General features: G+C 76.2%; 1 protein-coding gene (only partly in view). It reads left to right on the top strand.

Translation table 11 applies throughout. From position 1 onward, the window contains the following. Window positions 1-12352 carry part of the coding region annotated (locus ACFCX4_RS02185; RefSeq protein ID WP_376138135.1) for an EndoU domain-containing protein on the top strand (this coding region is incomplete at its 3' end). The annotated region extends 17040 nt beyond the left edge of the window, so 12352 of the 29392 annotated nt are shown.

Raw genomic sequence — 12352 nt, 5'->3', positions numbered from 1 at the left:
CTGATCCTGGCCGGAACCGGCCGGCGGCGGATGTTCCCGCGCACCTGGACCAGCGAGGACGCGGCGTACGCGGCGGAACAGGCCTACCTGCACGCCCTGGGCACCAACGACGTCGTCCACCTCGGCGGCAGCCGCTACCGGTGGACCGGCGAGTACGCCGGAGTCCGGATCGAGGGCGAGATCCGCGCGGGGGAGTTCCTGTCCTTCCGCCCCAGCGACCGGCAGCCGGACGTCGACCCGCCCCTGAACGCCCCCCACCGCCCCGAGCTCGACGGCATCTTCGGCGCCTTCGGCCAACGGGCCGAGGACATCGCCCGCTACGGCGACCGCCAGCACCTGACCGGCCTGCACCACGAACTCGGCCTCTCCCCGGCCGACGCCGAGAGCGCGCTGCGCGCCCACGGCGCCCGGGTCGTCGAGACCTCCGCGCCGATCCTCAACGGCACCTACCGGGCCCGGGTGGCCTTCCTCGACCCGACCGTCGCCCCGACCTCCCCGCTCGCCGACTTCCCGACCCGCTGGCGCTTCCGCCGGCCGGGGACGTCGCGCACCATGTACCCGCGCACCTGGACCGCCGAGAACCTGTTCCTCGCCGTCGACGTCGCGCACGACGGCGTCCCGGTCGAACGGCGCGTCTACCAGGCGGACGGCCGGACCTACCACTGGGCCGGCGAGGCCTACGGCGTCCGGATCGAGGGCCTCTCCCGCGACGGTCTGCACCTGGCCCACCGCCCGTCCGAGAACCAGCCGATGGCGGAGTGGAACCCGCGGCGGGAGGTGGGCAGCTCCCCGGACACCCGGGTCTGGCTGGGCGACCGGCCGCTGTCCGTCGCCCGGGTGCTGTTCGACTCCGGGCAGGACGGCCTGCGGATCACCGTGCCGGTGCGCACGGTCGTCCACGGCCCGGTCCCGGCGCACCTGCCCGGGCTCGCCCGGGCCGAGATGCAGCAGCGGGTGGACGCGTACGTCCGCGACCGGCTGCTGGAGGCGGCCGGGCCCGGGACGCAGCCCTGGCTGATCACCGTCCGGCTCGACTTCGACCCGCCGAACGGCGAGGTCTTCTCCACCATGCTCCTGCGCCCCGACGCCCTGTCGGACGCCGAGCACGTCCTGGGCCCGCTGGCCCGCTCGGGCGAGCACCGGGTGTTCCCGTGGCAGGGCCGGATGCTGGGCGACCTGGCGACCCCGGCCGAGCAGCTGGTCGCCGTGCACGGGGGGCCGCGCGTCCCCACCGACCTGCGCGAACCCGGCCCCCTGCGGGAGGGCGAGCAGCCGCCCGGCGTCGTCCCGGGCTGGGACACGCGGACCGTGCAGCTGCTGGCCGCCATGGACGTGCGGTTCAGCGAGCAGGTCCTGGCCGCCGACCCCCGCGACCTCCCCGCGAACCGGAGCCTGCCCCACGAGTGGAACGCCCTCGACACCCGCTGGGCCGCGCTGCAGGTCCTGCGGGACCACGAGAGCCGGCACGGCGCGACCGTGAGCGAGATCGTCCGCGGCACCATCGGCGACGTCGTCGTCGAGGTCCACGTCGAGGACGCCCAGATCGTCCGCATCACCGGCGTCGGCGACCAGCGCGAGCTGCCGCAGCTGCACGTCCCCCCGTTCGTCCCCACCCCCGGCGCGGGACCGCACCACACCAGCTCCGAAACGCCGGCCCCCCACCGGAACACCGCCTCCGCCTGGCAGCCCGCCGACCTCGACGGCACGGTGACCGGCGCCCCGCGCCGCCCGCCGGCCGCGGCGGGCGACCAGATGCGGACCACCCTGGCCAACGGCGCGGTCCGCCTCGTCACCGTGCACCTCGACCAGGGGGTCGGGCAGGGCGCCCCGGCGACGCTCTTCCCCTCCCGCTGGCACCGGTCCGCGCTCGACCCCGGCACGGTGTACTACCCGGAGCGCTGGAACGAGGCCCAGCTCGCCGCGCACGTCACCGCCGCGCTCGACCACCCCGTCCACACCCGCCACGAGGGCGACGGCTCGCGGGTGGTGCTCGGCGAGTCCGAAGGCGTCTGGATCGAGGGCCGGTTCGGGCCCGACGGCACTCTCTACTACCACCGCCCGGCCCCGCACCAGGGCTGGGACAACCCGGACCACCGCGGCCCCGCCGAGGCGACGGCCCGCCGGGGCGAGGACGTGGACCTGGTCGGCCTCGGGCCGGTGCGGGTCCGGCGCGACCTCATGTTCGACGGTTCCGAGGTCCTGCGGCTCACCGCCCGGATCCGGCTGGTGGGCGGTGAGGACCCCACCGGCACCGACCTGCGGCGGGCGGAGGCCGCGCTGCGGGCGTCGGCCGAGGAGTACCTGGACGGTCACCGGGCCGGCAGCACCACCCGGCTGGAGCTCCGGCTGGAGTTCACCCGGGACGCCGACGCCGCCGAGGTCCGGCTCGTGCCCGGGCAGGACCCCACCGTCCGGCAGGCCCTGCCCCTGCTGCACGAGGCCGCGGGCACGGACCGGCTGGCCGAGGTCCTGGCCTCCGAGCAGCAGCCGCAGGCGCCCGCCGTGCCGCGCACCGTGTCCGGCGAGGGGATGCTCGACGGCCGGCGGCCGTTCTTCACCGCCGACGCCTGGGACCACCCGACCGAGGGCCGCAACCTGCCGCGCGAGTGGACCGCCGACGAGGCCCGCTACGCCGCCGGCGTCGTCGCGGCCTCCCCGAACCGCACTCTCGCCGGACCGGTGCCGCCCGGCGGCACGCACGCGCCCGAACTGGTCCACGGCTCCTTCGGCGGGGTCCGGCTGACGGTGCGGATGGAGAACGGCCGCATCACCGACTTCTGGGGCCAGCCGGACCAGCGCATGCCGGACCAGCTGACCCGGCGCGGGGCCGAACCGTACGAGGTGCTCGGCACCCACGAGGTCCGTCCGCCCACCGACGCCTTCGACTACGCCCTGGAGTCCCGCGAGTCCCAGCGGTTCTCGGTCACCCGGATCCGGCACGCCGACGGCGACACCGAGTCCGTGGTGACCCTCCGGCTGCACCTGGACACCAGCCGGCTGAACCTGTCCGACCCGCACACCGTGCGCCTGCTCAACGACCTGGTCAACCGCGCCCGCTCCGGACTGGCGGAGACCTACAACGGCGACCAGCGGCTGCCCAGCGGCGACCGGCTGCGGGTGCGGGCGGAGTTCGTGCACGACCCCGCCGGTGCCCACCGCACCGTGACCGTCCACCCGGACCGGATCCGGGTCAGCCACGAGCACTGGGACATCCTGACCTCGGCCGTCGTCCTCGTCCACGAGATGGGCCACCACCTCGGACTGCCGGACGAGTACCGGGAGAGCAGCTCCCGGCTCGACCGCCGCCGCCAGGTCCACCTCGACGGCGGGCTGATGAGCTCCCACATCCGCGACCGCTACGGCCGCACCGAGGTCGACACCAACTACCGGGCCTCCGTCCGGGGCGTCCTCGACGCCCGGCCCGTGCTGCGCGCGCGCAACCTCTGGCAACTCGGCTCCGTGATCGACCGGGCCTTCGGGACCGACCGCGGCCCCGCCGGCGACGGCACCCACCCGCCGCGCCCCCGGGTCAACGGGGCCGCCCGGCGCCTCGCGCTCCACGGCGACCTCAACGGCACCGGCCGGCAGTTGTCCGGCGGTGCCCGCGACGGCGGCGGCCACCTCTTCCCGCCGCCCGGCTCCGACCGGCCGCAGCCGACCCGGATCCCCGGCTCGGAGAACCGCAACGGGACCTTCCGGGTCTTCGGCGGCCCGGCCGACGGCGTGGCCGCCGGCCACCGCTCGGACGCGGGCGACCTCGACACCTCGGCGGCCGTCCGGGCGCGCGGGCGCACCATGTTCCCGGAGCACTGGTCCGCCGACGACGCGGTCTACGCGGCGGAGCAGGCGTACCAGCACGCGCTGCGCCGGGGCCCCGGGGCGTTCACCGAGCTCGGCCGGAACTCCTGGACCTGGACCGGCGAGTACGGCGGGGTCCGGATCGAGGGCCAGGTCGACGTCCTGGCCCGGCGCCGCCCCGGCGGCCGCCTGGTCTCCTCCCCGGAGATCGTCTCCTTCCGCCCCGCCGACGACCAGAGCGGGCTCGGAGTGGCCTCGCACCTGCCGTGGCACCCCTTCCCGTCCGGCTTCGGCCAGCGGGTCGGGGACCTGGTGCGCTACGGCGACCGGCAGACCCTCACCGGCGTCCACCACCAGCCGCCGGAGCGGGGCTGGGCGGGCGACGGCGACGCCTCCCGGGTCGGCCAGGCGGGCCAGCGCCAGGGCATCCGGATCGGCACGCCCTTCGCCGCGCACCCCAACGGGACCTACCGCGCCCAGGTCTGGTACCTCGACCCGGTGGTCTCCCCGCGGGCTCCGATGGAGGCCTTCCCGTCCCGCTGGCACGTGCGCGCCGACGACCAGTCGCACATGTTCTACCCGCGGGACTGGCAGGCCGACCACGTCCTGGAGGCCGTCGAGGAGGCCCACCACAACCGCGACCGGGCCGACGACCGCCGGGTGAACGGTGCCGTCCACTGGACCGGTGTCAGCAACGACGGCATCCGGATCGAGGGCATCACCCGCGACGGCCGGCACCTGATCCACCGTCCGGCGGACGAGCAGCCCGGCGGCGTCCTGCCGCCGGACGCGCCGCGCTCCGCCCCGCTCACCGAGCCGACGGGCCCCGGCGCCGGCCGGCGCCCCGCCACCATCTCCGCGATGTCCCTCAACCCGGTCCCGGCCGGCCACGTCAGCCCGGACCTGCGCGCCGACGCGGGCCGCGGACTGCCCCGGGAGTGGACGGCGCAGGAGCGGCTCTTCGCGGCCGCCAACGGTCGGCGGGTCGGGGAGGAGGAGCTGGTCGAGGACGGTTTCCGGGTCCGGGTGCGGTTCGCCGAGGTCGAGATCACGGTGCTGCGCGACGAGCAGTACCGGATCGTCGACTTCTCCCTCGCCGACGGGCACACCCCGCCTGCCCAGCTGAACTTCAGCCCGCCCGAGCGCGGCACCGGCCGGCCGGTCGTCCCGGTCACGGTCGAGCGGTTGTTCGCACCGGAGCCCCCGCGCCCGGAGGACGGCTCCCTGCCGCGTACGCCGGGCGGTGACGAGGGCGGGTGGCCGTCGACGCCGGGTCACGACGGCGGTTCGCTGCCGCGCACGCCCGGCGGTGACGAGGGCGGGTGGCCGTCGACGCCGGGTCACGACGGCGGTTCCCTGCCGCGCACGCCCGGCGGTGACGAGGGCGGTTCGCTGCCGCGCACGCCCGGCCGGGACCGGAGCCCGCGGCCAGTGACGCCCGGTTCCGACGACGGCTCCGGCCCGTACGACGGCCGTCTCCTCGCCGACGAGGACGAGGCCATGGACCTGTACCGGCAGTCCGAGGACGAGGACATGGAGTACTACACGGACTCCACCCTCGACTACCTCTCCACCGACGCCGAGATGGAGTCCCGGTACGACGGCTCCGACGACGGCTCGGACACGCGTTCCGACGACGGCTCCGGAACCCACCGCTCCGTGGACATGGACCTGGGCCCGGACACCGACACGGACGGGGCGCCCCGCGGGGTGCGGCCGGCCCACGAGGCGCCGGTACCGGACCTCGCGATCGCCCGGACCCTCCGGACGGTCGAGGTCGAGGCGCCCGCCGACCCGGCCCGGCACACCAGCACCGCGACCCACCACCGCGCCTTCCAGGCCAACCGCGTCGTCCTGGTGGACGGCCGTACCGCGGTCGAGCTCGTGCTCCGGGTCCACCTGGACACCTCCGGCCTGCCGGCCGGCGAGGACCACACCGCGGCCCTGCGGCGCCTGCGCCGGCGGGCCGGGCGGAGCGTGGACGAGTACTTCAACACCGGCCACCGCCTCCCCGACGGCGACGCCCTGGTGGTGCGGGTCGAGTTCGTCGACGACCCCGGCCTGGCGCACCACGAGGTCGAGGTCCGGACCCCCGCCCCAGGGGAGCGGATCCGCGAGCACTCCGGCCTCTGGGGCCTGGACACCGACCGGACCGTGCTGGCCCACGAGCTCGGCCACCTGCTCGGCCTGCCCGACGAGTACCGGGAGCGGCGCGTCCGGCTGGAGACGACCGACCAGGACGGCGACCTGGAGGTGGTGGCGGAGATCCGCCCCCGCGCCTCGCACCTCGACGCGACCCTGATGGGCGGCACCCACGCCGGCAACGGCCGGGTCCGGTTCGACCAGGACGCCGGCATCGGCTCGGACGACACCGACATCCGGTTCGCGCTCGCGCCGCGGCACCTGCGGGAGCTGGGCCGGGCGATCGAGGACGCCTTCGGCCCCGTCCCGATGGCACCGGTCGTGCACGACCTCCCGCGCCGGGCCTCCTTCGGCGAGGACGCCCTCCAGACCTCCACCTTCGGCGACACCCGCAACCCCGGCGGCCACCTGCTGCCCCCGGCCGGCTCCGACCGCACCGCGCCCGGCCAGGTGGTCCGGGTGGAGCGCAACGGCGTGGTGGTGGCCGACTTCTCCGGGGAGACGGCCTCGACCCTGCCCCGGCCCCGGCGGCTGGACGCCGCCTCCGCGGCGGCCGACGACCTGATCCTGGCGGGGACCGGGCGGCGGCGGATGTTCCCGCGCAACTGGACCAGCGAGGACGCGGCGTACGCGGCGGAACAGGCCTACCTGCACGCCCTGGGCACCAACGACGTCCTCCCGCTCGGCGGCAGCCGCTACCGGTGGACCGGCGAGTACGCCGGAGTCCGGATCGAGGGCGAGATCCACGCGGGCGAGTTCCTGTCCTTCCGCCCCAGCGACCGGCAGCCGGACGTCGACCCGCCCCTGAACGCCCCCCACCGACCGTCCCCCGACGACCCCGCCCGGGCCTACGGGACGTTCGGGCAGCGCGCCGAGGACGTCGCCCGCTACGGCGACCGCCGCCACCTCACCGGCCTGCACCACGAGCTGGACCTGCGGCCCGCCGAGCGGGAGAGCGCGCTGCGGGCCCACGGCGCCCGCGTCGTCGAGACCGAGCCGCCGATCCACAACGGCACCTACCGGGCCCGGGTGGCCTTCCTCGACCCGACCGTCGCCCCGACCTCCCCGCTCGCCGACTTCCCGACCCGCTGGCGGGTCCGGGACGACGACGACGGCCTGCGCACCATGTACCCCCGCACCTGGTCCGCCGAGGGACTGCTGAACCGCGTCGACGAGGCGCACGACAGCGTCCCGGACGAGCACCGGGTGTACCTGGCGGACGGCCGGACGTACTACTGGACGGGCGAGGCCGACGGCGTCCGGATCGAGGGCCTCTCCCGCGACGGCGCCCACCTGGCCCACCGCCCGACCGCCGACCAGCCCGCGCCGCCCCTGCGGGCCTGGGACGACCGCCGGACGCGGCACACCGTCCGCGGCGACGACCTCGACCTGGACGGCCGCACGGTGACCGTCTCCCGGGTGCTGTTCGACTCCGGGCAGCTCGGCCTGGAGATCACCCTGCCGGTCACGGTGACCGTGGACGGCCACCTGACCGCCGCCGAGCGGCGCGCCGCCACGGGCGAGCTCCAGCGCCGGGTGGACGCCTACGTCCGCGAACGGGTGCGGGAGACCGCCGATCCCGACGGGACACCGGAGGCGCTGGTCACCGTCCGCCTCGACTTCCACGAGGAGCACCCGGACCCCTACGCCCGGGTGATCGTCGACCGGGACTCCCTGCCGGAGCCCGCCGACCTGCTGGTGACCGACACCGCGGAGAGCCTGCGGCTCCTCCTCGGCCCGCTCGCCCACCGGGACGACCTGGACGTCTTCAACGAGACCGCCTCCCAGCTGGAGGCGCTGGCCCCCACCCGGGTGGACGTGCTGGCCGACCTGCACGCCGTCGAGGGCGCCCCGCCGCTCCCCGCCGACCTGCGCGAGCCCGGTCCGCCGCGGGAGGGCGAGCCGGCGCCGTCCGTCACCGCGGGCGCCGACCGGCAGAGCCGGCGGGCCATCGGCGCGATGGACTTCCGGTTCACCCCGGAGGCGCTGGACCTCGACCCGCACGGCCTGCCCGCCGACCAGAGCCTGCCCCGCGAGTGGACCGCCCGCGACGCGCACTGGGCCGTCACCCGGCTCGTCGAGCGCAACGGGGTCGGCCCGCGGGACACCGCCGTCGTCTACGACGAGTTCCACGGCGTCCTGCTGGAGGTCGAGGTCGTCGACGGCCTGATCACCTCCTACCGGGGCATCGGCGACCAGCGGGACCTCCCGCAGCTCCACGTGCCGCCGCTCGCCCCGGCCGGGGCCGGGCACACCTCGGGGGCCGGCGCCGCCGTGCCCCACCTCGCGCCGGCGGACGGCCACCCGCTGCTGGACGCCGTCGCGGACGCCGCGCCCGAACTCGCCGCCGCCCTGCTCGCCCACCACGGCCTCCCGCCGGCCACCGAGCGGCGGGAACTGCTCCGGCTGATGGCGGCCGAGGTGGCCGAGTACCTCCAGCGGACCCGGGCCGAGGACCTGCCCGCCGAGGTGCTCACCGCCTTCCGTCCGCACCGGCTCCCGGCTCTGGACACCGCCCAGCAGATCCGCGGCCTGCGGCACGACCTGGCGGTCTCGGACGGCACCGGGGACGCGGGGCTCGGCGACGCGCTCGCCCCGCTGCTGGCCCACGCCCTGCACATCCGGCTGGAGGTGACCGACCAGCAGGGCGGCATCACCCGCCACGGCCCGGACAGCGAGGCCGTCGTCAGGATCACCGACGAGGGCGCGCAGCGGCACGACCTCGTCGACCGCGACACCGAGATGCTGTCCGAGCGGGAGTCCTCCCCGGCACAGACCGACCACGGCGACGACCTCACCATGCTGGTGGACCCCGCCGAGACCGACCTCGCCCAGGTCACCGCGGCGCGCGAGGTCCGGGCCCCGCTCGACGCCTTCCGGCGCTCCGTCTCCGCCTCCTTCCTCCGCGGGTACGAGGTGCGGCGCGGCTTCCTGGAGAACGGCGACCCGGCCACCGAGGTCGTGGTGCGCATCCACATCCGCCGTGAGGCCGCCGAGGACGGCATCGAGGAGGGCTACGGCTACGACGCCCACGTCGAGCAGTTCACCGACGACCAGATCGGCGAGGTCATCGACCGGGTCTGGGACGGCGTCAACCAGGCCTACAACACCGGCCACCGGCTGCCCGACGGCAGCGTGCTGCGGGTGCGGCCCGAGTTCGTCGACCACTCGGCCGACGTGAACCACCACGTCCACATCGTCGACCTGTTCAGCCGCAAGCTCCAGGAGGACAACGAGACCTGGTCCCTGGAGTCGACCCCGGACTCGCTCGCCCACGAGATCGGCCACCTGCTCGGCCTCGACGACGAGTACCGCCGCCACCAGACCCGGCACACCGTCTACACCGACTCCGGGATGATGGGCTCCGACCGGGTCGAGCACGGCCGGATCACCGCCGACCAGATCGCCGGCATCGGCACCCGCCCGGTCGACGGCGTGCCCACCCTGGCCCCGCGCAACCTGCGCGAACTGGGCGCCGCCATCGACGAGGTGTTCGGCACCCAGCCGTCCCGGCTGACCTCCACCCGCACCGGCCCCGGCGGCCGGCCGCTGCCGCCCCGGGCCTCCTTCGACCAGGACGCGCGGCAGTCCTCGCTGTACGGCGACCGCCACACCGGGACCGGCCACCTCCTCCCGCCGGCCGGCTCCGACCGCCGCCGGCCGTCGGGCATCGTCGAGCAGCATCCCAACGGCGTGCTGCACGTCGAGTACGAGGCCGCGCCGACCGGCCGGGGACGCCGCGCCGTCGCCGTCGCCACCGGGAGCGCCGCCGGCGACCTGCTCACCACCGACACCGCCCGGAGGAGCCGGCTCTTCCCCCGGAACTGGACCGAGGACGACGCCGTCTACGCCGCCGAGCAGGCCTACCTCGACGCGCTGCGCACCAACAAGGTGGCGTCGGCCGGCGGCGGCCGGCTCCGCTGGACCGGCGAGTATGCCGGCGTGCGGATCGAGGGCGAGGTCCACGGCGACACGTTCCTCTCCTTCCGCCCCGCCGACACCCAGCCGGAGCCGCAGGCGCCCCCGGCCCCGCCGACCCGCCCCCGCCGGTCGGCCGAGGCCTGGGACGGCCTGTCCGACCTGCGCCCGCTGCCGCCGCGCGACCCCGACCCCGAGTACGCGCCCTCCCGGCCCGAGAGCATCCTGCGCTACGGGCAGCGGGCCCAGGACGTCTCCCGCTACGGCGACCGGCAGTTCTTCACCGGCCTGCACCAGGAGTTCGCCCCGCGCTCCGCCGTGAGCCTCGCCGACTGGCACCGCCAGCGCGGCGTCGAGGTGATCGAACGCGGGCCCACCCACGTCAACGGCACCTACCAGGCCCGGGTGCGCTTCCTCGACGCCCGGGTCGCCCCCGACGCGCCGCTCGCGCAGTTCCGCAACCGCTGGCTGGAGCCGCAGGGCACCTCGGTGCGGACCATGTTCCCGCGCGACTGGGGCCGGGTCGGCGTCCTCCAGGCCGTCGAGGCCGCCCACGCCGGAGCGTTCCACCGGATCCGGATCGACGACCGGACCTACCGCTGGATCGGCGAGGCGAACGGCGTCCGGATCGAGGGCCTCAGCCGCGACGGCCGGCACCTCGCCTACCGGCCCACCGCGCTGCAGCCCGGCGGCCACACGGAGTTCTGGGACCAGCAGCAGCTGATCGCGGGCGGCACCCCCCGCACGATCGCCGTCGGCACCGGGCACCTCCAGGTCCAGCGGGTGCTCTTCAGCTCCGGCCAGCAGGGCCTCGACGTCGTCGTCCCGCTGCACGTGGGCCGCGAGGGCGGGGTGACGGAGCAGCAGGTCCGCGCCTACACCGACCAGGTGAACCGCGACGTCGCCCTGGCCTGGGCACAGGGCAACCAGGGCCGGCAGCCGCTGCTGGTCAACGTCACCGTCGTCCCGGTGGCCCGGCCCGAGGGCGCCTTCCGCAGCCTCACCCCGCAGGAGGCCGCCGGCGCCACCCCCTCGGCGCTGCTCGGCCCGCTGCTGCCCGCCTTCGGCTGGAACCGCGAGGGCGGCCCGCTGCGGCAGCTGTTCGGCATGGCCGGTCCGGTGACCGCCTACTCCCCGCGGGTGCTGCCGACCGAGGGTCCCGCCGCGCTGCGCGAGCCCGGACCGCGCCGGCCGGACGAACGACTGCCGGACCTCGTCCCGCAGTTCGACGTGGCCACGCTCCGGCCCGCCTTCGCCGACGGTGCGTGGCGCGACCCGCGCGGCCCGGGCCTGCCGCGCGAGTGGTCGGCCGACGACATCCGCTACGCGGCCGGCGTGGTGCTCGACCGGGCCCGGGCGAACGGGACGCTGCCGGTGCCGGACGGCGACCTGGAGGGCAACGTCGGCGGCGTCACCGTGCACGTCCGGCGCGTGGGCGGCCTGATCACCGAGGTCCGGGGCGAGCCGGGCCAGGAGGGCTCCCGGCAGCACTCCACCCCGGCGTCCAACGGCGCCCCCGTCGCCCGCAACGCCGTCCGCCCGGACGAGGAACCGGCCGGCGCGCCGATGCTGCGCGCGCTCGCCGAGGCGGACCCGCAGCTGCTGCGGAACCTGTTCGGCGACGACGGGGCCGCCCGGCTGGCCGCCGACCCGGCCGAGACGGAGAAGGCGCTGCGCGAACTGGTCGTGTCCCGGTTCCGGAAGACCCCCGGCCTCGCGCGGGAGGCGCACGACCTGTACTCCGCCTGGGCCCGCCGGATGGGCAACGAGCCGGCTGACTGGCCGGTCTTCCTGGAGGACCTGCACCGGGAGATCGCCCTCTGGCAGGAGAAGGGCCTGGACGGCGTGCACGACCCCGCCGCGGTGCGGGACGCCTTCGCCGTGCTCACCGCCGCTGCGCTGGACCTGCGGGTCAGCCTGGTGGAGGTGCGCAACGGGAAAGCCGAGGTGTCGGAGTTCGGCCCCACCGACGGGCGCCGGGTCCTGCTCGACCACGACGAGCGCGAGGGCTACTCGACCCTCGACGCCGCCACGCGCCGGCAGGAGCAGGAGCGCGCCCTGCGGGAGGCGGCGGAGGCGCAGCGCCGGGCGGAGGAGGAGTCGAGGTCCACGTCCGACGACGAGGAGGAGGTGCTCGTCCGTTCGAGGCACGCGGGTCGGGGTCCGGGCAGCGGGTCGAAGATCCGGGAGGACCTGGAGGCGCGGCACCGGATCGAGGAGGACGACTCGGCCTCCACGACCTCCGGGAAGGAGGAGGTCGTCACCCACCTCAAGGGCGACGACGAGGAGGAGGTCGTCACCCACCTCAAGGAGGAGGGCGAGGACTCCGACACGCCGCTGAAGACGCCGGAGGAGCTGGAGGAGGAGCGGCGCCGGGCGGTCGAGGAGAAGCGGCGGGCCGACGACGAGGAGGAGGTCGTCACCCGCCCCGAGGAGGAGGGCGAGGACTCCGACACGCCGCTGAAGACGCCGGAGGAGCTGGAGGAGGAGCGGC

The sequence above is a fragment of the Kitasatospora sp. NPDC056327 genome (genome assembly GCF_042261735.1).
Classification (GTDB): domain Bacteria; phylum Actinomycetota; class Actinomycetes; order Streptomycetales; family Streptomycetaceae; genus Kitasatospora.
The sequence above is the reverse complement of the archived record's forward strand: the minus strand, read 5'-3'. Positions and strand labels throughout refer to the sequence as shown.